At 67.4% G+C, this 21,392-nt stretch carries 22 protein-coding genes and 1 riboswitch; of the genes, 7 read left to right on the top strand and 15 right to left on the bottom strand.

The window, feature by feature from the left end:
* Positions 1 to 2: 2 nt before the first annotated feature.
* From mdtD to HNP48_RS11985, 7 genes are all read right to left on the bottom strand, one after another.
* A complete protein-coding gene (mdtD, locus tag HNP48_RS12015; protein ID WP_184857174.1) occupies positions 3 to 1,424 on the bottom strand; it encodes a multidrug transporter subunit MdtD in 1,422 nt (473 codons plus the stop codon).
* A 108-nt stretch (positions 1,425 to 1,532) separates the two neighbouring features.
* Positions 1,533 to 1,898 (bottom strand): iron-sulfur cluster insertion protein ErpA, encoded by a 366-nt coding sequence (gene erpA, locus HNP48_RS12010; protein WP_007856958.1) that lies wholly within the window; start codon positions 1,896 to 1,898, stop codon positions 1,533 to 1,535.
* A 34-nt stretch (positions 1,899 to 1,932) separates the two neighbouring features.
* Complete coding sequence (locus HNP48_RS12005) at positions 1,933 to 2,358, bottom strand: polymer-forming cytoskeletal protein (RefSeq protein ID WP_184857173.1); 426 nt, start codon at positions 2,356 to 2,358, stop codon at positions 1,933 to 1,935.
* Positions 2,359 to 2,494: 136 nt separating this feature from the next.
* Positions 2,495 to 3,208: a DUF6776 family protein gene (locus HNP48_RS12000; RefSeq protein WP_184857172.1), complete on the bottom strand. Its 714-nt coding sequence runs from the start codon at positions 3,206 to 3,208 to the stop codon at positions 2,495 to 2,497.
* 80 nt (positions 3,209 to 3,288) lie between these two features.
* Positions 3,289 to 3,681, bottom strand: a complete 393-nt coding sequence (gene rpsI / locus HNP48_RS11995) for a 30S ribosomal protein S9 (RefSeq protein WP_184857171.1) — start codon at positions 3,679 to 3,681, stop codon at positions 3,289 to 3,291.
* Positions 3,682 to 3,692: 11 nt separating this feature from the next.
* A complete protein-coding gene (gene rplM, locus HNP48_RS11990; RefSeq protein WP_026437700.1) occupies positions 3,693 to 4,124 on the bottom strand; it encodes a 50S ribosomal protein L13 in 432 nt (143 codons plus the stop codon).
* Between the two features lie 217 nt (positions 4,125 to 4,341).
* A complete protein-coding gene (locus HNP48_RS11985; RefSeq protein ID WP_184857170.1) occupies positions 4,342 to 6,231 on the bottom strand; it encodes a serine/threonine-protein kinase in 1,890 nt (629 codons plus the stop codon).
* Between the two features lie 289 nt (positions 6,232 to 6,520).
* Between HNP48_RS11985 and HNP48_RS11980 the strand changes: the two genes are divergently transcribed.
* Positions 6,521 to 7,408: a 23S rRNA (adenine(2030)-N(6))-methyltransferase RlmJ gene (locus tag HNP48_RS11980; protein WP_184857169.1), complete on the top strand. Its 888-nt coding sequence runs from the start codon at positions 6,521 to 6,523 to the stop codon at positions 7,406 to 7,408.
* 21 nt (positions 7,409 to 7,429) lie between these two features.
* Here the strand turns inward: HNP48_RS11980 and HNP48_RS11975 are convergent, their stop codons facing one another.
* The 6 genes from HNP48_RS11975 to HNP48_RS11950 all read right to left on the bottom strand — a co-directional run bounded on the left by HNP48_RS11975 (position 7,430) and on the right by HNP48_RS11950 (position 13,418).
* Positions 7,430 to 7,900 (bottom strand): septal ring lytic transglycosylase RlpA family protein, encoded by a 471-nt coding sequence (locus HNP48_RS11975; protein WP_260420212.1) that lies wholly within the window; start codon positions 7,898 to 7,900, stop codon positions 7,430 to 7,432.
* A 208-nt stretch (positions 7,901 to 8,108) separates the two neighbouring features.
* On the bottom strand, positions 8,109 to 8,720 hold the full coding sequence (locus HNP48_RS11970; protein ID WP_184857167.1) for a hypothetical protein: 612 nt from the start codon (positions 8,718 to 8,720) through the stop codon (positions 8,109 to 8,111).
* A gap of 53 nt (positions 8,721 to 8,773) precedes the next feature.
* Positions 8,774 to 9,625 carry a methylenetetrahydrofolate reductase [NAD(P)H] gene (metF, locus tag HNP48_RS11965; RefSeq protein ID WP_184857166.1) on the bottom strand — a complete coding sequence of 284 codons (852 nt, stop codon included), beginning with the start codon at positions 9,623 to 9,625 and terminating at the stop codon, positions 8,774 to 8,776.
* Positions 9,622 to 10,623 carry a TlyA family RNA methyltransferase gene (locus HNP48_RS11960; RefSeq protein ID WP_184857165.1) on the bottom strand — a complete coding sequence of 334 codons (1,002 nt, stop codon included), beginning with the start codon at positions 10,621 to 10,623 and terminating at the stop codon, positions 9,622 to 9,624. Before HNP48_RS11960 ends, metF begins: the two co-directional genes overlap by 4 nt.
* Positions 10,624 to 10,721: 98 nt before the next feature.
* Complete coding sequence (gene ahcY, locus HNP48_RS11955) at positions 10,722 to 12,155, bottom strand: adenosylhomocysteinase (protein ID WP_184857164.1); 1,434 nt, start codon at positions 12,153 to 12,155, stop codon at positions 10,722 to 10,724.
* Positions 12,156 to 12,233: 78 nt separating this feature from the next.
* A riboswitch (S-adenosyl-L-homocysteine riboswitch) is annotated at positions 12,234 to 12,312 on the bottom strand.
* A gap of 14 nt (positions 12,313 to 12,326) precedes the next feature.
* Positions 12,327 to 13,418, bottom strand: a complete 1,092-nt coding sequence (locus HNP48_RS11950; protein ID WP_184857163.1) for a DUF2855 family protein — start codon at positions 13,416 to 13,418, stop codon at positions 12,327 to 12,329.
* 120 nt (positions 13,419 to 13,538) lie between these two features.
* Here HNP48_RS11950 and HNP48_RS11945 point away from each other — a divergent pair, with 120 nt between their 5' ends.
* The 5 genes from HNP48_RS11945 to HNP48_RS11925 all read left to right on the top strand — a co-directional run bounded on the left by HNP48_RS11945 (position 13,539) and on the right by HNP48_RS11925 (position 18,237).
* A complete protein-coding gene (locus tag HNP48_RS11945) occupies positions 13,539 to 14,138 on the top strand; it encodes a TetR/AcrR family transcriptional regulator (RefSeq protein WP_260420211.1) in 600 nt (199 codons plus the stop codon).
* 76 nt (positions 14,139 to 14,214) lie between these two features.
* On the top strand, positions 14,215 to 14,985 hold the full coding sequence (locus HNP48_RS11940; RefSeq protein ID WP_184857161.1) for an SDR family oxidoreductase: 771 nt from the start codon (positions 14,215 to 14,217) through the stop codon (positions 14,983 to 14,985).
* A gap of 302 nt (positions 14,986 to 15,287) precedes the next feature.
* Positions 15,288 to 16,916, top strand: coding sequence for a peptide chain release factor 3 (locus tag HNP48_RS11935; RefSeq protein ID WP_184857160.1), 1,629 nt, complete (start codon positions 15,288 to 15,290; stop codon positions 16,914 to 16,916).
* Positions 16,917 to 16,924: 8 nt separating this feature from the next.
* Positions 16,925 to 17,734: an HAD-IIB family hydrolase gene (locus tag HNP48_RS11930; RefSeq protein ID WP_184857159.1), complete on the top strand. Its 810-nt coding sequence runs from the start codon at positions 16,925 to 16,927 to the stop codon at positions 17,732 to 17,734.
* A gap of 20 nt (positions 17,735 to 17,754) precedes the next feature.
* The gene (locus HNP48_RS11925) at positions 17,755 to 18,237 is read left to right on the top strand and encodes a DUF1566 domain-containing protein (protein WP_184857158.1); all 483 of its coding nucleotides are present in this window, start codon (positions 17,755 to 17,757) and stop codon (positions 18,235 to 18,237) included.
* Between the two features lie 4 nt (positions 18,238 to 18,241).
* Here HNP48_RS11925 and HNP48_RS11920 read toward each other — a convergent pair whose 3' ends face one another.
* The gene (locus tag HNP48_RS11920) at positions 18,242 to 18,949 is read right to left on the bottom strand and encodes a TorF family putative porin (RefSeq protein WP_184857157.1); all 708 of its coding nucleotides are present in this window, start codon (positions 18,947 to 18,949) and stop codon (positions 18,242 to 18,244) included.
* Positions 18,950 to 19,131: 182 nt separating this feature from the next.
* Here HNP48_RS11920 and HNP48_RS11915 point away from each other — a divergent pair, with 182 nt between their 5' ends.
* On the top strand, positions 19,132 to 20,112 hold the full coding sequence (locus HNP48_RS11915) for a magnesium and cobalt transport protein CorA (RefSeq protein WP_184857156.1): 981 nt from the start codon (positions 19,132 to 19,134) through the stop codon (positions 20,110 to 20,112).
* A gap of 268 nt (positions 20,113 to 20,380) precedes the next feature.
* Here the strand turns inward: HNP48_RS11915 and HNP48_RS11910 are convergent, their stop codons facing one another.
* Positions 20,381 to 21,349: a tripartite tricarboxylate transporter substrate binding protein gene (locus HNP48_RS11910; protein ID WP_184857155.1), complete on the bottom strand. Its 969-nt coding sequence runs from the start codon at positions 21,347 to 21,349 to the stop codon at positions 20,381 to 20,383.
* Positions 21,350 to 21,392 lie beyond the last annotated feature (43 nt).

The following is a 21,392-nucleotide window of genomic DNA, read 5'->3' as shown; positions in this document are numbered from 1 at the left end:
CTTCATCCGTGGTCTGCAGCGTCGGCCGTGGTGGCCGCCTGGCTGCTGGCGCGGTCCTCGGGCGAGAGCTGCCAGAAGATGGCGGCCGAGGCCACGGTGATGAGCCCCATGCAGACAAAGGTGGACTGGAACGCCGAGAGCGTCTGCGCAGTACCCGCCGGCTGGAAGAAGGCGGTGAACGCTGCCAGCACCGCGCCGGCCGCAGCCACCCCCATGCCCATGGCCAGCATCTGCACCATGGACAGCAGGCTGTTGCCGCTGCTGGCCATGGCATGGTCCAGGTCCTTGAGCGTGACGGTGTTCATGGCCGTGAACTGCAGCGAATTGACGGCCCCGAACACCGCCAGCTGCAGCACACGCAGCCACAGCGGCTGGGCCGGGTCGGCCAGGCCGAAGCTGGCCATCACCAGGCCCACCATCAGCGTGTTGCCCACCAGCACCTGGCGGTAGCCGAAGCGCGTGATCAGCGGTGTGGTGAAGCGCTTCATCGACATGCCGGCAAGGGCCACCGGCAGCATCATCATGCCGGCCTGCAGGGGCGAGTAGCCCATGGTGACCTGCATCAAGAGCGGGATCAAAAAGGGCATGCAGGAGCTGCCCAGGCGCGAGAACAGGTTGCCCAGCAGGCCGATGCGCAGGGTGTCCACCGAGAACAGGCGCGGGGAGAACAGCGGGTCGGCGCGGCGCGCCGCGTGCAGCCAGTAAGCCACCAGGCTGGCCAGACCAAAGACCATGAGCACCAGCACGCTGGCCTGGCGCAGGCCCATGCTGGCCAGCCCGTCGAGCGCCAGCGACAGGGACACCATGCCGAAGGCCAGCATCAGGTAGCCCGCCAGGTCGAAGCGGGTGACGAAAGTGACAGGCTCGCCGGGCATGTAGCGCAGCGTGGCGATGCAGCCCACCAGCCCCACGGGCACATTGATCAGAAAGATCCAGTGCCAGGACACGGCCTCCACCAGCCAGCCGCCCAGTGTGGGGCCGATCAGCGGGCCGATGAGGCCGGGAATGGCCACAAAGCTCATGGCCTGCAGGAACTGCTCGCGCGGAAAGGTGCGCAGCACCACCAGCCGCCCTACCGGCAGCAGCAGCGCCCCGCCCAGGCCCTGCACCACGCGCGCCGCCACCAGCTGTGCCAGGTTCTGCGCCATGGCGCAGCACACCGAACCGATCACGAACAGCACGATCGCCGAAAAGAAGACCCGGCGCGAGCCGAAGCGGTCGGCCAGCCAGCCCGAGGCCGGGATCAGCATGGCCATGGCCAGCGAGTAGGCCACGACCACCGACTGCATCTGCAGCGGGCTCTCGCCCAGGCTCTTGGCCATGGCGGGCAGCGCGGTGTTGACGATGGTGGCGTCCAGCGTCTGCATGAAGAAGCCGACGGCCACCAGCCAGAGGAGGACTTTGCGCGAGGGTTCTTGCTGCATGCGGTACCGTGCAGATCAGGTGCGGAGAAGCGGAAGCCCCAAATGAAAAGCCGCCCGAAGGCGGCTTGCTGGATGGACCGGGACCGTGGTGCGCACGGCTCGGCGTCCTCAGGCAGAGAAGCTCGAACCGCAGCCGCAGGTGGTCGTGGCGTTGGGGTTCTTGATCACGAACTGGGCGCCCTGCAGGTCTTCCTTGTAGTCGATCTCGGCACCCACCAAGTACTGGTAGCTCATGGCGTCGATCAGCAGCGAAACGCCATTCTTGGTCATGGTGGTGTCGTCGTCGTTCGTGATCTCGTCGAACGTGAAGCCGTACTGGAAGCCCGAGCAGCCGCCACCCTGCACAAAAACGCGCAGCTTGAGGTCCGGGTTGCCTTCTTCCGCGATCAGGTCCGCCACCTTCGCCGCAGCACTGTCGGTGAACAGGATGGGGGCGGGCATTTCGGTCTGGATGTTCTCGGCAACTGCGCTCATGGGTGGGACTCCGTTATCAGGGTTTGCGCCAATACTACTGCAAAGCAGTCGGAGATTCAGGCGCTGCCGTCTTTGACGACAACTGCAGTGGGGGCTTTTCGTCGGCCACCACGGCCAGGGGGCACATCTGGCCCGTGATCATCGCGCCCTGGTGCATTTCCAGCGCCTTGTAGTGCACATTGCCCGTGATGCGGGCCTTGGGCTGCAGTTCCAGCAGCTCGGCCGCATGGACCGGTCCGGTCACCGTGCCATTGACGATCACGTGGTCGGCATGCACGGCCCCTTCGACCTGCGCGGTCTCCGAGATCACCAGGATGCTGGGCTGCTCGGTGCCCGAGCGGATGTCGCCCACCACCTCGCCGTCGATGCGCATGCCCTCGCCGAACAGCACATTGCCGTCGATGCGGGTGCCATGGGCCACCAGGCTCTTGATCGGGGGCTGCTTCTTGCGGGAAAACATGGGCAAAACTCCTGGGTCAGGGATGGCCGCCCGCACGCGCCAGGGGGCCGGCAGGCGGTCGTCCATCCACAGCAAAATGAAAGGCAGAACCCTGGCTTGCCACCCGCATGCCCGGTGGCTGGCGGTGGGGCGGCGGCTATTCAGCCGCCAGGGCCATGGTCTGAGAGGTGCGCAGGTTGCTGCCATCCAGCACCCGCGCGGTCACGGTTTTTACCACGGCATCGGCGGGCAAGGTCAACAAGCCCTCCAGTCGCCGGTATTGGCGCAGCTGCAGCGCCGCACCCTGGGGGAAGGTCTGGGTCCAGGGCTTTCCATCCTGCGTGCCCGCGAGCACCAGTTCGAGCCGGCCATTGAACTCGGGCGCATTGCGGGCCGCCTGGATCACCAGCACCTGCCAGCGCAGTTGCATGCCCCCCACGGTCTCGGCGTGCAGGCCGCGGATGGCCACGCCTTCGGTGGAGCCGGCGGGAATGAGCCGCTCGAAGAACCCCAGGTCCTCGCGCAGCGTGCGGTTCTCGGCCTCCAGCTGCCGCACCTGGGCCATCAGGGTCTGCAAGGTGGCCCGGTCGGCAGTGAGGATGCTCTCAGCCGTCTGCGAGACCGCATGCTGGCGCTGCGTCTCCTCGACCAGCCGCGCCACTTCACTGCGCAGGCGCACCAGCTCGTCCCGGGCGCCGGAATCGAGCCCTGCGATGGATTTGCCGAACTCGAAGGCCCACAGCGCCACGGCGGCGCACAGCCCAAAGACCACGGCCAGCAGCAGCCAGCGCACAGGCCAGGGCATGGCACTGCGGATGGCCACGCGGGGGGCGCTGATGGTCAGCCGGCGGCGAAGAAGGCGCAAACGCATGGAAGGAGGAGGAAAAACGAAGAGCGCACCTTAAACGAAAAAACCGCCCGAAGGCGGTTTTTTTGCAAGGCAGCCCAGGCTTAACGCTTGGAGAACTGCTTGGCGCGGCGTGCGGAGTGCAGACCGACCTTCTTGCGCTCCACTTCGCGGGCATCGCGCGTCACGAAGCCGGCTTGGCTCAGTGCGGGCTTGAGCGTCGCGTCGTAGTCGATCAGGGCGCGGGTGATGCCGTGGCGGGTTGCGCCGGCCTGGCCGGACTCACCACCACCGTGCACGTTGACCTGCACGTCGAAGGTTTCGACATGGTTGGTCAGCACCAGGGGTTGCTTGGCGATCATGATCGAGGTTTCGCGGCCGAAGTAGGACTGGATGTCCTTGCCGTTCACCGTGATCTTGCCAGTGCCCTTCTTCAGAAACACGCGGGCGACGCTGGACTTGCGACGGCCGGTGCCATTGTTCCATTCACCAATCATCTCAAGGCTCCTTAGATTTCCAGCGCCTTGGGCTGCTGGGCGGTGTGGGGATGCTCTGCACCGCCATACACCTTGAGTTTCTTGATCATTGCGTAGCCCAGAGGACCCTTGGGCAGCATGCCCTTGACGGCCTTCTCCAGCGCGCGGCCGGGGTGCTTGGCTTGCAGATCGCGGAAGTTCGTGGCCGTGATGCCGCCGGGGTAACCCGAGTGGCGGTAGTACACCTTGTCCAGGGACTTGGTGCCGGTGACCTTGAGCTTGGCTGCGTTGATGATGACGATGAAGTCACCGGTATCGACGTGAGGCGTGTAAATGGCCTTGTGTTTGCCGCGCAAACGGAGAGCAACTTCGCTGGCTACTCGTCCGAGGACCTTGTCGGTCGCGTCAATCACAAACCACTCGTGCACGACCTCAGCGGGCTTGGCGCTGAAAGTGGTAGTCATGAGTTTTCTCTCGAAAAGAGGGTTTGGCGGGTCCTTTTCCACGGTCGGTGCTTCTCTGTAGGAAGCCTCTTAGGTGGCATGAAATTCCTCGCCGCGGGACCACAAAAGCGCTGCGAAGCCCTCGATTATACGAATTACCAGGCCAGGAGCGCAAGCGAAGGCGCCAAAACCACGCCACCGGCACCGGCCGCGCAGCCCCAGGTACCGCCACCACCGCTCAGGGCGACTGGCGGCGGCGAGCCTCCTCAGCCTCGTAGCGGCGCTTGTTCTCCACGCAAATAGCGGATCCCGCCTGGGACGGCTTCTGGCATTCGTTGTGGATGCACATCGGGCGTGCCAGGAAGCTGGCGTCGGCGCACGCTTCCTGGGGCGATGGCACGCGCACCGGCGCGGGGCGGGGGCGCTCCACCGGTGGTGGTGGCGGGGGCGGCGGTGGCGGCTCCTCGTGGACCACGACGGGCGCGGGCGCGGGCTCGGACGCCACCGCCCGCTTGGGCTTGGGCGCAGGCTTGGGGAGCGCGGCTGCCGAGGCGGGGTCAGCCACCGCCGGCGCGAGCGGCGCACTCGCCGCCATGGCGGCGGGCTCCGATGCAGGCACGAGCACGGCCACAGCCTCGGAGGCCGCAGGCGCCGGCTCGGCCATCTCGGTGATGATATCGTCGACCGGCGCGGCCTTCTGGCCGCGATCCTGCGACCACCAGACCCCGGCGGCGGCCACGGCCAAGCCAGCGGCGCCCAGCACCAGCCAGACCGGCATCCGGTTCGGGCTGCGGCCGGCGCGTGCCGCCAGGGCCGCGCTGGCACGCTCGGACTCGGTGAGGGCTGCGCGCACCCGGCCCGCTGCACCACCGGACTCGCCACGTCCATGGCGCGCCGCCTTGCGCTCTGCGCCGGGCACGGGGACCTCCAGGACCTGGGTATCGACAGGATCCATGAAAACGGTGTCGGCCGCGCCCCGCTGCACTGTATCGGGGTATTCCTCGGCCGGTGCTGCTTCGGCGTTCTCCTCGAGCGCCTTGTTCGCCTGGGCCTCGATCTGGGCCACGATGGCGGGCGCCGCCGTCACGTCCACGGTCGGGGTCAGCAGGCCGGGCCCGGGCTGATCGGCCGGCTCCACCCAGATGTCGCCCAGGTCGGCGCGGAAGTCGAAATGCTCCACGCCCTCGGGCGGCGTGGTCATCTCCATCAGCTGCAGGAAGGCGTCAATGCTCTGGGGCCGGTCCTCCGGCTTGAGCGAGAGCGCCTGCGAGATCGCGGCCACGAAGGCGGGCGAATACTCGACCCCCAACTGCTTCCTGACGGTCTTGGCCACCCGCGAGAACGGCACCATGCGGTCCTTGATGGAGCGCAGCGTGGCCGGCAGGGGCGTGTCATTGCACAGGCAGCCGTGCACCACGGCCGCCAGCGAGTACAGGTCGCTCCAGGGGCCCTGGCGCAGGTCATCGTCCCCTTCGGAGTACTGCTCGATGGGGGCGTAGTTCACCTTGAGCACGGCCGTGTGCTTGTGGTCCTTGTCGTTGATCGCATGGCGCGCCGCGCCCAGGTCCAGCAGCACCGGCGGGCCGCTGTCCTGCAGGAAGATGTTGTCGGGCGAGATGTCGCGGTGCAGGGTCTTGCCCTCGTGCAGCACGCGCAGGGCGCCCAACACCGACCACAGCAGCTTGCGCAGCCATTCCTCGGTGGGCGGCGTGCGCATCTGCGCGCGCGCCTGCTTGAAGGTCATGCCCGAATACAGCGGCATGACCATGTAGGCGGTGTTATTGGCCTCCCAGAAGCGGAACACCTTGACCAGGGAGGGGTGGTCGAACTGTGCCAGCAGGCGCGCCTCGCCCACGAAGGATTCAAGGCCGGCGTGGAAGGTCTGCTGGTCGGACGAGGAGCGCACCCACAGCGACTGGCCCTGGGCGCGCCCGGCCAGTGCCGAAGGCATGTACTCCTTGATCGCCACCGCCCGGTGCAGCGAGTGGTCGAAGGCCTTGTAGACCATGCCGAAGCCACCCACACCCAGCAGCGCCAGGATCTCGAACTCGGCCAGCCGCGTTCCAGGCGGCAGCGCATCGACATGGCTGACGGCGCTGGCAGGAGCAGGAACAGAGGTTTCGGTCATTGTGCGAACAGGCTGGGCGGGGAGGTCGCCGGAACGGCGGCCAGGAGGCTGCTGCGAGGGGCCGCCCCGCGGCACCAGCGATCATGAGGCATGACAGCCGATGGCATTGAAACAAAAAGCCACATATCTGCCAAAAACGTCACGCAGCAACCTCCCAGCACGCAATTCTGCCCTGTCCTGCATTGTCCGTGCCACCTGTGGCGGCTGAAAGCCCTGATTGACGGGTGTTGTGCGGTCTGATGCGCCCCGAAATCGCGGCCCGGGCGCAGACACTCGTTACCATTGGGGCATGTTCAGTTACCGCCACGCCTTCCATGCAGGCAACCACGCCGACGTGCTCAAGCACACGGTGCTGATTGCCACCCTGCAGTACCTCACCGAGAAAGACGCGGCCCTGACCGTGCTGGACACCCATGCAGGCGCCGGCCTGTACCGGCTGGATGGCGACTACGCCAGCACCAGCGCCGAAGCAGCCGACGGCATCGCCCGGCTGGTCGCCCCCGGCACACCGGCGCTCCAGCCCGCCCTGCAGGCCTATGTGGACATGGTGCGTGCCTTCAACCAAGGCGCAGCCACACGCGTCTACCCCGGGTCGCCCTTCATCATGCAGCGCCTGCTGCGCGACCACGACAAGCTCAAACTGTTCGAGCTGCACCCCACCGACCTGCGCGCGCTGGCCGGCAATGTGGCCCAGCTCGAAGCGGGGCGCCAGGTGGCGGTGCTGCACGAAGACGGATTCGAGGGCCTCAAGAAGTTCCTGCCCCCACCGGCCCGCCGCGCCCTGGTGCTGTGCGACCCCAGCTACGAGATGAAGAACGACTATGGCAAGGTGCTCGACATGGCGGCGGATTCGCTCAAGCGTTTTGCCACCGGCACCTATGCCTTCTGGTACCCGATCATCCCGCGCCCGGAAGCCCATGACCTGCCGCGCCGCCTGAAGACCCTGGCCACCAAGGCGGGCAAGAGCTGGCTGCATGCCACGCTGACCGTCAAGTCCAGCAAGATGGGCGAGACCGCCAGCGGCGAAGCCAAGCGGCCCGGCCTGCCGGCCAGCGGCATGTTCCTGATCAACCCGCCCTTCACGCTCAAGGCGGCACTCAAGGACGCCCTGCCCCAGATGGCCGAGCTGCTGGCGCAGGACCGCAACGCCACGCACACGCTGGAATCCGGCGGATAGCCAGGAGGCCGAAAGCGCCGCTCAAGGGGAGCGCAGCAGGCGCGGGGTCCCTGTGCGGCGACCACTGGCCGCGGGTGCCTGCGCCTCACGGGCCTCAGGCAGTGCAAAGCGCTGCGGGAGAGTGTCCAGAGGAACGGGAGGGCAGGTTACAGCATCGCCGCCGACGGGGAACACATCCACCGGCTTGAGCCCTCCCTGCACCCCCAGGGCCAGGGCCGCGCCACGGCTCAGGTCCACGATGCGGTTGGCCACATGCGGGCCCCGGTCATTGACCCGCACCACAACGCCCTTGCCAGTCTCGCGGTCGCGCACGCAGATGCGGGTGCCAAAGGCCAGCGTGCGGTGCGCCGCTGTCATGGCATTCATGTCGAACAGCTCTCCGCTGGCCGTGCGCCGCCGGTGAAAGCGCTGGCCATACCAGGAAGCCAGGCCCGTCTCCAGGGGGCCTTCGTACGCATCGGCAACGGCGTCGTCGTCTTCCTCTTCCTCCATGCCAGCCTGATCCGCCAGCAGGCTGGGACGGGAAAGTCCTGGTCCCATCGCAGGCCCAGCGCGCAGTGGCAGCGTCTCGGCGGAGTCCGGCGGCACCCTAAGCTCGCTCCCCGTCGCGCCATCCAGGCGCAAACCCACGTCCTCGGCCCATGCCGCAGGCCACCACAGCAGGCAGGCGGCCAGCGCGCAGGCGGTCCCTCGCAAGAAGTCAGCGCTTGCAGCGCGCAAGAAACGCCTCTTCAAAGCGCTTGAGGTCGGCCCGCTCCCCTTCGGTGAGGTCGGTGCGGGCCTTCTTGCTGTTCAGGATGCGCTGCGACTCGGCGCATTGCTGGGCCTTGCGGGCATCCATTTCGCTGGCAGACTGGGCCGCGAGCTGGGCCGACTTCTCTTCCTCTCGGCGCTGCCTGTCTCCTGCGCGCCGCTCCTGGTAGAAGCGATCGGAAGCGTCCTGCTCCTCCTGGGCGCAATCGCGGCGGTATTCGTTGCGCATGCCCTGCACCACATCCGGCGCAATCTTGCGCGAATAGGCATTGCGGATGTTCTCGTCCAGCGCACGGCAGCGCCCGCTCATGTAGCTGTAATGGTCCGGCTCGCTCGGGGCCGTTCGCACCGTCGTGGAACGGGAAGGCTGGCTGTAGGAGTAGGACGGTTGCGCGGGTCCGGCTTCAATCGTCCGGGTGGTGCTGCCCTCCAGGCAGGGACGGGACATGGAGTAGTTGTTCCCGTTGGCATCGCGGCAGTGGTAGCGCGTCTGCGCCCCCACGCTCGACACACTCAGGGCCCCGAGCAGGGCCAGCATCACGGCAAATACAACCTTCATGGCGCACCAGAAAAAATGAAACAAAGGGTGTGAATATTACCGTTGGTCACCGCTCACAGCACCAGGCGGCGGCAAATTTCCAGGGTGGCCGCGCTCTGGTTCATGGTGTAGAAGTGCAGCGCCGGCACACCAGCACTGCGCAGCCGGTCGCACAAATCCGTCACCACATCGAGGCCAAAGGCCTTGATGCTCGCCGTATCGTCGCCAAAGGCCTGCAGGCGCAAACGGATCCAGCGCGGGATCTCGGCGCCGCAGGCGTCCGAGAAGCGCATGAGCTGGGTGGAGCTGGTGATGGGCATGATGCCGGGCACCACCGGAATGCTGGCGCCCAGGGCCTGCGCATCGTCGACAAAGCGGAAATACGAGTCCGCGTTGTAGAAATACTGGGTGATGGCCACGTCGGCCCCGGCCTGCACCTTGGCCAGGTAGGCCCGGAGGTCGGCTTCGGGCGAGCGGGCCTGGGGATGCACCTCGGGGTAGGCCGCCACCTCGATGTGGAAGTCGCGCCCGGTCTCGGCACGGATGAAGGCCACCAGGTCGCTGGCGTACTGGAACTCGCCACCCGCGCCATAGCCGCTGGGCAGGTCGCCGCGCAGCGCCACCAGGCGCTTGACGCCCATGGCCTTGAGTTCGGCCAGTTGGGCGCGCACCGATTCGCGCGTCGCGCCGATGCACGAGAAATGCGAGGCCGCAGGCACACCCTCGGCCAGGATCTCGCGCACCGTGCTGAAGGTGCCCTCCTGCGTGGAGCCGCCCGCACCATAGGTGACGGAGCAGAACTCGGGGTTCAGCGCATACAGCTGCTGGCGCTCGGCGCGCAGCTTGTCGGCGCCCGCAGGTGTCTTGGGCGGAAAGAATTCGAGGCTCACCGGAAAGCCGGTGGCCTGCGCCTTGGCTGCATTCATGCGGCCCTCCTCGCAAAAACAAAGAACTCGCGGTTGCCGTCGCCACCGCTGATGGGGCTGTCCAGCCAGGACTGCACGGAAAGGCCCAGTTCGGCACAGCAGTCGCGGATGCGCTGCTCGACCACCGCGTACAGGGACTCGTCGCGCACGATGCCGCCCTTGCCCACCTGGCCGGGCTGCAACTCGAACTGCGGCTTGACCAGCATCAGCAGGGCGCTGCCAGGTTTCATCAGCGGCACCAGCGCAGGCAGCACCAGCGTGAGCGAGATGAAGGACAAATCCCCGGTGACCAGGTCGAAAGCCGGCGTGATGTCCACATCCTCCCGCCCGGCACGGCGGCGGCGCTCCGTGGGCACGGTGCCCTCGGCCCGCGCGCGTGCCTTGGCAACACGCTCGGCCTTGAAGGCCTCCACGTCCTGCTCCTTGGCATCGTCGCTGTCGTCGTACTCGTCGCCCACTTCGCCGCCGTTGCGCATCCAGGCATAGGGCGCCACGGGCTGGGTGTCGTTGTCTTCGATCTCGGTTTCCACATGCTCGGACAAGGCCTCCTCGCAGCCTTCCTGCAGCGATTCGGCGGTCATGGCGCGGGCGTTGAGCCCTTCCACGCCGACCACACGCAGGTCGTTGCGCAGCCGCTCGTGCAGTTGGCCGTGGCCCACGTCCACACCGATCACCTGGGCCGCCCCGTGCTGCAGCAGGCAGTCGGTGAAACCGCCGGTGCTCTGGCCCACGTCCAGGCAGCGCAGCCCCTTCGGGGACAGCTGCGTGGCCGCCAGCGCTCCCTCGAGCTTGAGGCCGCCGCGCGAGAGGTACTTCGCCTCGGCGCCGTCGAGCAGCCGCAACTCGGCCACCGAGGGGATGTCGTCGCCGTTCTTGGCGACCTTCTGCCAGGGCGACAGCGGCGACAGGCGCCACTCGACCCCGGCCGCGATCAGTCGCTGGGCCTGCGAGCGCGTGGCCGCGTGGCCAAACTCCACCAAAAATACATCTGCGCGCATGCGTCAGTCACTCACTCTCTCGTCTGAAGGCCATGGAAGGCGCGCCCGCCAGGGCGCGCCTGTCCCGTGCCACCAGGGGCACGGGCGCCGGCTACCGGTCAGTAACGGTAGGTATCGGGCTTGTAGGGGCCCGACTTGTTCACGCCGATGTAGGCGGCCTGCGTGTCCGTCAGCTCGGTGAGCTGGGCGCCGACCTTCTTGAGGTGCAGGCGCGCGACCTTCTCGTCCAGCACCTTGGGCAGCACGTAGACCTTGCCGGCCTGGTAGGCGTCCTGCTTGGTGAACAGCTCGATCTGCGCAATGGTCTGGTTGGCGAAGGAGCTGGACATCACGAAGCTCGGGTGGCCCGTGGCGCAGCCCAGGTTCACCAGGCGGCCCTTGGCCAGCAGCGTGATGCGCTTGCCATCGGGGAAGATCACGTGGTCCACCTGGGGCTTGACTTCCTCCCACTGGTACTTCTCGATCGAGGCGACGTCGATCTCGTTGTCGAAGTGGCCGATGTTGCAGACGATGGATTCGTTCTTCATGGCCACCATGTGCTCGTGGCGGATCACGTCCTTGTTGCCGGTCGTGGTGACGAAGATGTCGGCCTTGTCGGCGGCGTACTCCATGGTCACGACCTTGTAGCCTTCCATCGCGGCCTGCAGGGCGTTGATGGGGTCGATCTCGGTCACCCAGACCTGGGCGCGCAGGGCGGCCAGCGCCTGGGCACAGCCCTTGCCCACGTCACCGTAGCCGGCGACCACGGCGATCTTGCCGGCGATCATCACGTCGGTGGCGCGCTTGATGCCGTCCACCAGCGACTCGCGGCAGCCGTAGAGGTTGTCGAACTTGCTCTTGGTCACCGAGTCGTTCACGTTGATGGCGCGGAACAGCAGCGTGCCCTTGGCCGACATCTCGTTGAGGCGGTGCACGCCGGTGGTGGTTTCCTCGGTCACGCCGATGATCTCGGCCGACTTGCGCGTGTACCAAGTGGGGTCCTGCGCGATCTTGGCCTTGATGGCCGCGAACAGAATGCGCTCTTCCTCGCTGCCGGGGTTGGCCACCACGGACAGGTCCTTCTCGGCGCGCTGGCCCAGGTGCATGAGCAGCGTGGCATCGCCGCCGTCGTCCAGGATCATGTTGGGGCCTTCGCCCGCAGCGCCCTTGGCGCCGAATTCGAAGATGCGGTGCGTGTAGTCCCAGTACTCTTCCAGCGACTCGCCCTTGACGGCGAACACCGGCGTGCCGCCAGCGGCAATGGCGGCGGCGGCGTGGTCCTGCGTGGAGAAGATGTTGCACGAAGCCCAGCGCACATCGGCGCCCAGGGCCTTGAGGGTCTCGATCAGCACGGCCGTCTGGATGGTCATGTGCAGCGAGCCGGTGATGCGGGCGCCCTTCAGGGGCTGGCCGGCGGCGAATTCCTCGCGGATGGCCATCAGGCCGGGCATCTCGGTTTCGGCGATGCGGATTTCCTTGCGGCCCCATTCGGCCAGGCCGATGTCGGCAATGATGCAGTCGGTGTTGACCGGGGCGTTGACGCGTGCGTTCATGGTGGTGTGCTCCAAAGCATGATTGAAAGACCACTTCAGCGCGGGGGATGAGACGGTAGGCTCACTCACCACACGAGAAGTGGATGAGCGTCGTTGCTAGATGACTCCGAGCCTCACGCCCCGCCAGTGCTGGGGACGCTGCAACGCTCCTCGGATGCGCGCATTATAAGGCTACAGAAGCACCACATGGCCCGCCTGCGGGTCGATGCGGCCCGCGTGCAGGTCGTCCACCAAGGTCTGCGCCGCGGCGAACCCCTGGTGCTCCTGCACCCGCATCCAGGGCTGGCGCGGGTCGCTGATGCGCTCGATGAAGGCGCGTTGCGCGGCGTTGAACTTCTGGTTCACCACCTCCGGGCCCCAGTCGGCATTGCGCTTCTTGATCTGCACGGGCGCGAAGTAGAACGCCGGGGCCGGCCCGGGCAGGGCGGCATCGCGCAGGAACTGCGTGTTCTGCGCCGAGCCGGCATAGCAGTCGTAGACCAGCGCAGCACCCAGGTGGTGGTGCACGCGTGCACGCAGGTCCTCGTCGCCCGAAAAATCCACATACAGCGTGGGCACAGCCGTCTCCAGCGCCTCCAGTTCGCCGTAGGCTACCGTGCGCCCGTAACACCCCAGCCCCTGCACGAAGGCGCGGTTGCGTTCGGAGGTCAGAGCCACGCGCTCGATACCGCCCTCCTGCGCCAGGCAGAACGCCGTACCGAAGGCCGTCTTGCTCGACGCACTGGAGAACACCAGGCGCCGGGCGCCGAAGAAGCCGTTGTCCACCAGGAAGTCCGCGAGCATGAACGAAGTGATGAACAGCGGCCGCACCAGCATCTGCCAGTTCTCGTCTTCGGCACGGTAGGCCGGGTCGGCGCTGGTGCGCGTGTACTGGTTGTAGGCCGAGGTCAGGCCCTGGCGGTGCTCCGCGCCATCGTAGAAGCCCCGCGCCGTCACGCGCACGGGCTGCATGCGCAGGTGGCTGGCAATCGGCCAGTAGCCGTAGAAGCGTTCGCCCACGGCCACGCCCTCCACGTCGGAGGCCACGACCTCGGCAAAGCCCCACACCGGCATATGGCCCCAGCCCACCTCGCCGGTGGGAAAGAAATCCCAGTAGCGCATGGCGTCGCCAAAGGCTGCGTAGGTGATGTTGTTGGTCGTCACGGCTACGCGGTCCACACGCACAATGGCCTCGCCGGGCTGCAGCGGCGCCAGGGGCAACTGCTCGGTGCGGGTGTGATTCAATGCGTTCTTGTCTGTCAACAGGCGGGTCAGCATGCTCATGGGGTGTCTCCGGTACGGTGGTGAATGTGCGCTGCGATCACTGTATGGCGCCCTGCCTGGCTGCGGGTTCGGAAACCGGTGAAGGCCCCGCCCGCCAGCCCCGCCGCAACCGCCAGGCCCTTGAAGCGGCCGCGCCAGGCGCGTGCCCGCTTCACCGTGCAGGCCATCTACGACGCCTTTGTTCGGATTTGGCAGCGCGATGGCTGGGACAAGCTCACCACACGCAATGTGGCCCTGGAGACCGGCATTGCGGTGGGCACGCTCTACGACTACTTCCCCAACAAGACAGCCCTGCTCTCGGGCTATGTGCGCCACTGCATCGAGGCCCTGCTCGCTGCCATCGACCGTGAGGCGGTGCAGCCCGCCGGTCTGCCCTGGGAGCAGCGCATCCACCACCTGGTGCGGCTGGTCTGCGGCGTGGACGCGCCCGAGCTGCCCTGGTTCCACCCCGAGATGCTGGCACTGGAGACGCAGATGGCAGAGCCCCGCGACCACCGCCGCGCCCATGAGGAACTGGCTGCCGCCTGGGGCCGGGTGCTGGCCGCCTGCACCGACCTGCCCCACCCACCGGGGCCGGAGATCGCGCAGGCACTGCACCTGTCGGCCTGGGGCGGGCGGCGCTATGTGCTGCTGCTCCAGTTCGACCCGGCCGCCATGCGGCAATGGGCCGATGGCGTGGAACAGCTGTGCTGCGCCGCCCTCCGGCAGGCGCCACGCTGAGCTTGTCACCTGCGCGGCTGCTTCGCCCGGCGCGCCGCTCCACACTGGCGCCCTCACAGCAGAAGGAGCATTTCCCATGGACCCGAAGGACAAGGTCATCATCGTCACCGGCGGCGCCAGCGGCATCGGCCGCAGCATGGCGCGGCGCTTTGCCGCAGAGGGCGCGCGCGCTGTGGTCGTGGCCGACCTGCAGCTGGAGGCTGCCCAGGCCGTGGCCGAAGAGATCGGTGGCCAGGCCGTGCGCTGCGACGTCTCGCGCGAGGCCGACATCAAGGCCCTGGTGGCCACCACGCGCGAACGCTACGGCCGCGTGGACGCCTACCTCTCCAACGCGGGCATCCTGGGCCGCCCGGGCGGCATCGAGCTCGAAGACCCGCTGTGGGACGCGATGTGGAACATCCACGGCATGGCCCATGTCTGGGCCGCGCGTGCCGTGGTGCCCGAGATGGTGGAGCGCGGCGAGGGCTTCTTCCTCGTCACGGCCTCGGCCGCCGGGCTGCTGACCATCGTCGAGTCGGCCCCCTACGCCGTCACCAAGCACGCGGCCGTGGCCTTTGCCGAGTGGCTGCGCATCGCCTACGGCCGCAAGGGCGTGGGTGTGGCCTGCCTGTGCCCGCAGTCGGTGCAGACCGCCATGGTCACGGGCGATGGCGGCTCGGCCTCGCACGACGGCATCCTGCCGCCCGAGCAGGTGGCGGGCGACGTGCTGGCCGCCATGCAGGACGGCCGCTTCCTGGTGCTGCCGCATCCCGAGGTGGCGCAGTACTTCCGCAACAAGGGCCAGGACTACGAGCGCTGGCTGGGCGGCATGCAGAAGATGTATGCACGCCATGCCCAGACGTCCTGAAGCTCCCCCTGAGTCGCTTCGCGCCTTCCCCCTCTCTCGACTCGCTGCGCAAGTCGGGAGAGGGGGACGCTCCCGGTGCGGCGGGGCGGCCCTTGCACGGGAGCACTGGCTTAGGCCGCGCCAGTCTCATCCGTCACGGGTCGCGCGAAGCGCGGTGGAGAAACTCGGATACGGCCACCGAGGGGTCTGGGCGCGAGCCCGGTAAAATCGGCGGTTTCGGGCGCGTGAGCGCCTGCCGCGCCGACTGCCGCAGGCCCCTGCCGCAGCGAGCTGCCCACCCCTGCCCTCTCTTGGAATCCCCTGTGTCCTACGCCCCCGAAACACGGCGCCGCCGCACCTTTGCCATCATTTCCCACCCCGACGCGGGCAAGACGACGCTGACCGAAAAGCTGCTGCTGTTCTCGGGCGCGATCCAGATCGCCGGCGCGGTCAAGGGCCGCAAGGCCAGCCGCCATGCCACCTCGGACTGGATGGAGATCGAAAAGCAGCGCGGCATCTCGGTGGCCTCGTCGGTCATGCAGATGCTGTACCGCGAGCATGTGATCAACCTGCTCGACACGCCTGGCCACAAGGACTTCTCGGAAGACACCTACCGCGTGCTCACCGCCGTCGACTCGGCGCTGATGGTGATCGATGCCGCCAACGGCGTGGAAGCGCAGACGCGCCGCCTGATCGAGGTCTGCCGCCAGCGCGACACGCCCATCATCACCTTCGTGAACAAGATGGACCGCGAGGTGCGCGACCCGCTGGACATCATGGACGAGGTGGAGCGCGAGCTGGGCATGCCCTGCTGCCCCATGACCTGGCCCGTGGGCCAGGGCAAGGCCTTCGGCGGCATCATCAACCTGCGCACCAAGACCATGACGGTGTTCGAGTCCGGCAGCGAACGCCGCCCGCAGGATTTCGAGTCCATCCCCCTGTCGGATGAGGCCACGCTGCGCGCGCGCTTCGGCGCCGAGTTCGACGCGGCACTCGAAAGCATGGAACTGGCCGTGGGCGCCTCGCCCGAGTGGAACCACGAGGCCTTCCTGGCCGGCAAGCTGACGCCCGTGTTCTTCGGCTCCGGGGTGAACAACTTCGGGGTGATGGAAGTGCTCGACGCCCTGGTCGACATGGCCCCGCCCCCTGGCCCGCGCGTGAGCACGCTGCAGGTCAACAAGCAGCCCGTGGTCAAGACCATCCAACCCGAGGACGAAGGCTTTGCCGGCGTGGTGTTCAAGGTGCAGGCCAACATGGACGCCAACCACCGCGACCGCATCGCCTTCGTGCGTGTGGCCTCGGGCAAGTACACGCCGGGCATGAAGCTCAAGGTGCAGCGCAGCGCCAAGGAGCTGCGCCCCACCTCGGTCGTGACCTTCATGTCGCAGCGCCGCGAGGCGGTCGAAGAAGCCTACGCGGGCGACATCATCGGTTTCACCACGCACGGCGGTGTGCAGCTCGGCGACACCATCACCGACGGTGCCAACCTGCAGTTCACTGGCCTGCCGTTCTTCGCGCCCGAAATGTTCATGACCGTGGTGCTCAAGAACCCGCTGCGCACCAAGCAGCTGCAGCAGGGACTGGCCCAGCTGGGCGAGGAGGGCGCGATCCAGGTCTTCAAGCCCGATGCCGGCGGCAACATGCTGCTGGGCGCCGTGGGCCAGCTGCAGTTCGAAGTGGTGCAGCACCGCCTCAAGGCCGAGTACGACGCCGACGTACGCCTGGAAGGCTGCCAGTACACGGGTGCCCGCTGGATCACCGCGGACAACGCGGCCGACCTGCGCGCCTTCACCGACGCCTACCCGCTGCGCCTGGCGCACGATGCGGCCGACACCCTGGCCTACCTGTGCACCTCGCCCTACGACGTGCGCCTGGCGCAGGAGCGCTTTCCCAAGATCCACTTCCACCCGCTGCGCGAACATGCGGGGCTGAGCCTGGGCAGCGCGAGCTGAGCGTACCGATGCAACCCCTGAGTGCATGGGCCCCAGCGGCCCACCTGCCGCTGCTCGGTGTCTTCACCGACATCGACGACACCCTGACCACCGACGGCGCGATCACGCCCGATGCGCTGCAGGCACTGGGCGCACTGCGTGCCGCCGGCCTGCACGTCATTCCCATCACCGGCCGACCCGTGGGCTGGAGCGAGCCCTTTGCCCTGAGCTGGCCCGTGGACGCCATCGTGGCCGAGAACGGCGCCGTGGCACTGCGCCGCGTGGACGGCCCGGCGGGCGCCGCTCTGGCCAAGAGCTACCAGCAGGACGAGCCCACGCGCACGGCCAACTACGCGCGCATGCAGCAGGTGCTGGCCCAGGTGGAGCGCGAAGTGCCCGGCGCACACCGGGCCACCGACTCGCCCGGGCGCGAGACCGACATCGCCATCGACCACAGCGAGTTCACGCAGTTGCCGCAAGAGGCCATCGACGCGGCCGTGCAGCGCATGCGCGCGGCCGGCATGAACGCCACGGTGAGCAGCATCCACATCAACGGCTGGTTCGGCACGCACAACAAGCTCGAAGGCGCGCGCTGGATCGTGCGCACGCTGTTCGGGCGCGACCTCGACGCCGAGATCGGCCAATGGGTCTATGTGGGCGACTCCACCAACGACCAGCTCATGTTCCAGCACTTCGCGCACAGCGTGGGCGTGGCCAACATCGCGCGCTTCGTGCCGCAGCTGGCGCACCTGCCACGCTATGTGACCGAAGGCGAACGCGGTGCCGGCTTCGCCCAGGTGGCGCAGCGCATCCTGGCGGGCGTGGCGGCCACCGCCTGACGGCACCAGGCCCGGCGCACATGGCCCGGCGCAAGCGCTTTGCCATCGCCTGGCTGGCCCTGGGCCTGTGCGCATTGGGCGGGTACCTGGGGTCGGCCCAGCAAACGCCCAGCCGGTTTTCCGTGCGCGCCGGTGGGCAGGAGGTGCACGACCGCAGCACCGGCCTGACCTGGCGCCGCTGCGCCGAGGGCATGGCATGGACCGGTGTGGGCTGCACGGGCGAGCCCCGCGCCTTTACCCAGATCGAGGCGGCCACGCATGCCGCGCAGCAGGCCGGCTGGCGCCTGCCCACCGTGGGCGAGCTGCACACGCTGGTGGACGAGGCGCGCCGCGACCCGGCCATCGACAGCCAGGCCTTTCCCGACACACCGCCCACCTGGTTCTGGAGCGCCAGCCAGGCCAACAGCCGCATCACCCATGCCTGGCTGGTGCACTTCGGCGAAGGGCGCGCCAACATGGCGCTGCGGCTCAACCACCTGCCAGCACGCCTGGTGCGGCGCTGAGGGTCTACAAGGTTTTGGTCAGCGTGACGATCACGCGCGATTGGTTGACGGGGCCGAAGTAGTCCTTCTTGTTGGCGCCCACCACGGCAGCGCCCAGCGACAGGCCCGAACCGAAATCGTAGGCACCGCCCACGCTGTAGTCGATGTAGTTGGGGGCCACGATGTCGCCACCGAAGCGCGTGTAGCCCACCGATGCCTTGACGGTGATCTTGGGCGCCACTTCCTGTGCGAAGGCCAGGTTCAGGTAGCCGGTGTTGCGGCCCTTGAAGCCGGGACCGGCGTACGCGAAGTAGTCCTTGGACAGGGTGTGCGAGTACTTGGCGGTCACGGGGCCGAAGGTGGCGGCGCCATAGACTTCGGTGGTGTTGCCGTTGCTGTTGCCGGGGTAGATGTAGGTCAGGAGGCCCACGTCCAGGTCGACCGAGCCGGCCTTGAACTTGTAGCCGCCGTAGATGTCGGACTCGATGGAGTTGCGGGGCAGCCAGTCGACGCTGGAGTTCCAGTTGCCGACGTAGAAGCCCGATTCGCCGAAGGCGTAGTCAAAGCCGCCCTGGATGGCAGGCTTGACGGCCCGGGCCTTGGACGCATCCTGGTCCTGGCCACGGAACTTGTAGTTGGTGGTCAGGCTGACGTTGCCCGTCAGCTGGGCATTGGCCAGCAGGGGAGCGGTGGCCAGCAAGACGATGGAGAAAAGGGCACGGGGAAATTTCATGGGGTGCAATCAAACGCAGATGGACAGGGGATCGAGCGTAGGCAGGCGCCCATAAAGGCCGCGTAAAAACTTCGGCACCTGCCGTAAAGCTTTCGCCAGAAATGCCGCCCAGGCGCCCTTGCTCCTGCGCCAACAGGTGGTGCAATGGCAAGATCATTGCCATCCCTGCGCCCGGAGCCAACATGCTGGTCAACTGCGTTGTCTACGAAAACGGAACCAAGCTCGCCGACATCCCCGTCAGCGAGATCGGCGACCACATCCACCTGCCCAACTGCTTTGTCTGGGTGGCCCTGCACGATGCCACCGTGCAGGAGCTGGCCGCGCTGCAGCAGGCCTTCCACCTGCACCCACTGGCCATCGAGGATGCCCAGCACGGGCACCAGCGGCCCAAGGTGGAGGAGTATGGCGACTCGCTTTTCGTGGTGCTGCACCTCTTGGAGACCGAAGGGCTGAACGCCACACCCGCGCGCATCGGCGAGCTCAATGTCTTCGTGGGCCGCAACTACGTGGTTTCGGTGCGCAACCGCAGCGAGCAGGGTTTCAGCGATGTGCGCCAGCGCTGCGAACGCGAGCCCGAGCTGCTGGCCACGGGGCCGGGCTTCGTGCTGTATGCGCTCATGGATGCGGTGGTGGACCGCTATTTCCCGGTCATCGAGGCACTGGAGGTCGAGCTCGAGACCATCGAGCAGCAGATCTTCTCGGCCCAGGACGGCACGGCGCGCGGCAGCGTGCAGCGGCTGTATGCGCTCAAGCAGCGCCTGACGCTGCTCAAGCACGGGGTGGCGCCCCTGCTCGAAGGCGCGGGCAAGCTGCACGGCGGGCGCGTGCCGCAGCTGTGCACCCCTTCGCAGGAGTATTTCCGCGACGTGGTGGACCACCTGGGGCGCATCAACGCCTCCATCGAATCCATCCGCGATTCCATCGGCACGGCCATCCACGTGAACCTGTCCATGGTGACCATCGAGGACGGCGAGGTCGTCAAACGCCTGGCCGCCTGGGCCAGCCTGTTCGCGGTGTGCACGGCCTTCGCGGGCATCTGGGGCATGAACTTCGAGCACATGCCGGAGCTGAAATGGCGCTACGGATACGCCGCAGCCCTGGCGGTCATCGCCAGCGCCTGCGGCTACCTCTACTACCGCTTCCGCAAGGCGGGTTGGCTGTAAGGGGTATCACCCCCTGAGTCGCTGCGCGCCTCGGTGCTACCGCCAGAGGCGGTAGCTCTTCGCGCACGTCCGAGCCTGCGCAGGCAGGCTCGGAGCCGCGGCCCTCAGCCCCTCTCTCGCCTCGCTACGCGAGTCGGGAGGGGGACGCTCCCGGTGCGGCGGGGCGGCCCTTGCACGGGAGCACTGGCTTCGGCCGCGCCAATTTCATGCGTCGCGGGTGGTGAAACGCACCGTTTCGTTGGACAGCCAGCAGGGCGATGGCTCGGGCCTAGGATGGCTTTGCCAGGCCCAGCTTTTCGACCAGTGCCTTCTCGCGCGCAAAGGTGTCCTGCGCGAACTTCTGGTAGGCCGCGGTGCCCATGTACATGGGCACCATGTCGTAGCGTGCCAGGGCGGTCTTGTAGCTCTCCTGCTCCATGGCCTTCTTGAAGGCATCGTGCAGGCGCTTGACCACCGCATCGGGCGTGCCCTTGGGCGCGCCGATGCCGAAGGGCGAGTTCTGCACCAGGTTGAGCCCCAGCTCCTTGAGCGTGGGCGCGTCGGGGAACTTGGCCAGGCGCTCGGCGCCCCAGGTATTGAGCACGCGCAGCTTGCCGGCCTCGACCTGCGGCGCAAAACCCGTGGAGTCGGCCGCCGCCATGATCTGCCCGCCCAGGATGGACTGCATCAGGTCGGCACTGCCCTTGTAAGGCACGTGCAGCAGCTCCAGCCCCAGCTGCTGGGCAATGAGCTCCATGGTCAGGTGCGGGCTGGTCATGGTGCCCGTGGAGCCATAGCTGAGCTTGCCCGGGTTGGCCTTGGCCCAGGCCACGAAGTGCGTCCAGGTCTTGAGCGGCGAATCGGCCGGCACCACAAGGCCGAAGGCATAGCCGGTGACGTTGAGCACGTAGGCGATGTCCTTGACCGGGTCCCAGCTGATCTTGGTGGTGTAGGGCAGGCGGAACACGCCGAGCGGAATCTGCGCAATGGTATAGCCATCGGCCGGAGAGCCCTGCAGCTGCTGCGCAGGCAGCGTGCCGCCGGCCCCGGGCTTGTTCTCCACGATCACGGGCTGGCCGAGGATCTTGCCGGCGTTGTCGGCCAGCGAGCGCATGGTGATGTCGGTGGGGCCGCCCGCAGGGAAGGCAATCACGAGCTTGATGGGCTTGGCCGGAAAGCTCTGCGCCTGGGCCAGCAGGGTGGCCGGAGCCACCGCGGCGGCGGCACCCCACTGGATGATCTGACGGCGGCGTTGCATGGTGGAATCCTTGGAAGACATAGATCCCTGCATTGGACTGCAG

The organism is Acidovorax soli (assembly GCF_014207955.1).
GTDB classification, from domain to species: domain Bacteria; phylum Pseudomonadota; class Gammaproteobacteria; order Burkholderiales; family Burkholderiaceae_C; genus Acidovorax; species Acidovorax soli_A.
This window is presented reverse-complemented; position numbering and strand designations above follow the sequence as displayed.

Bases quoted from the DNA above. Each gene is read 5' to 3' on its own strand.
- erpA (WP_007856958.1), bottom strand. From the start codon at position 1,898: ATGAGCGCAGTTGCCGAGAACATCCAGACCGAAATGCCCGCCCCCATC.
- HNP48_RS11975 (WP_260420212.1), bottom strand. From the start codon at position 7,900: ATGGAGGAAGAGGAAGACGACGACGCCGTTGCCGATGCGTACGAAGGC.
- HNP48_RS11910 (WP_184857155.1), bottom strand. From the start codon at position 21,349: ATGCAACGCCGCCGTCAGATCATCCAGTGGGGTGCCGCCGCCGCGGTG.
- HNP48_RS11915 (WP_184857156.1), top strand. From the start codon at position 19,132: ATGCTGGTCAACTGCGTTGTCTACGAAAACGGAACCAAGCTCGCCGAC.
- HNP48_RS11950 (WP_184857163.1), bottom strand. From the start codon at position 13,418: ATGAGCATGCTGACCCGCCTGTTGACAGACAAGAACGCATTGAATCAC.
- HNP48_RS11925 (WP_184857158.1), top strand. From the start codon at position 17,755: ATGGCCCGGCGCAAGCGCTTTGCCATCGCCTGGCTGGCCCTGGGCCTG.
- HNP48_RS11970 (WP_184857167.1), bottom strand. From the start codon at position 8,720: ATGAAGGTTGTATTTGCCGTGATGCTGGCCCTGCTCGGGGCCCTGAGT.
- rplM (WP_026437700.1), bottom strand. From the start codon at position 4,124: ATGACTACCACTTTCAGCGCCAAGCCCGCTGAGGTCGTGCACGAGTGG.
- HNP48_RS12005 (WP_184857173.1), bottom strand. From the start codon at position 2,358: ATGTTTTCCCGCAAGAAGCAGCCCCCGATCAAGAGCCTGGTGGCCCAT.
- mdtD (WP_184857174.1), bottom strand. From the start codon at position 1,424: ATGCAGCAAGAACCCTCGCGCAAAGTCCTCCTCTGGCTGGTGGCCGTC.
- HNP48_RS11930 (WP_184857159.1), top strand. From the start codon at position 16,925: ATGCAACCCCTGAGTGCATGGGCCCCAGCGGCCCACCTGCCGCTGCTC.
- HNP48_RS11940 (WP_184857161.1), top strand. From the start codon at position 14,215: ATGGACCCGAAGGACAAGGTCATCATCGTCACCGGCGGCGCCAGCGGC.
- HNP48_RS11985 (WP_184857170.1), bottom strand. From the start codon at position 6,231: ATGACCGAAACCTCTGTTCCTGCTCCTGCCAGCGCCGTCAGCCATGTC.
- HNP48_RS11980 (WP_184857169.1), top strand. From the start codon at position 6,521: ATGTTCAGTTACCGCCACGCCTTCCATGCAGGCAACCACGCCGACGTG.
- HNP48_RS11920 (WP_184857157.1), bottom strand. From the start codon at position 18,949: ATGAAATTTCCCCGTGCCCTTTTCTCCATCGTCTTGCTGGCCACCGCT.
- HNP48_RS12000 (WP_184857172.1), bottom strand. From the start codon at position 3,208: ATGCGTTTGCGCCTTCTTCGCCGCCGGCTGACCATCAGCGCCCCCCGC.
- ahcY (WP_184857164.1), bottom strand. From the start codon at position 12,155: ATGAACGCACGCGTCAACGCCCCGGTCAACACCGACTGCATCATTGCC.
- metF (WP_184857166.1), bottom strand. From the start codon at position 9,625: ATGAATGCAGCCAAGGCGCAGGCCACCGGCTTTCCGGTGAGCCTCGAA.
- HNP48_RS11960 (WP_184857165.1), bottom strand. From the start codon at position 10,623: ATGCGCGCAGATGTATTTTTGGTGGAGTTTGGCCACGCGGCCACGCGC.
- rpsI (WP_184857171.1), bottom strand. From the start codon at position 3,681: ATGATTGGTGAATGGAACAATGGCACCGGCCGTCGCAAGTCCAGCGTC.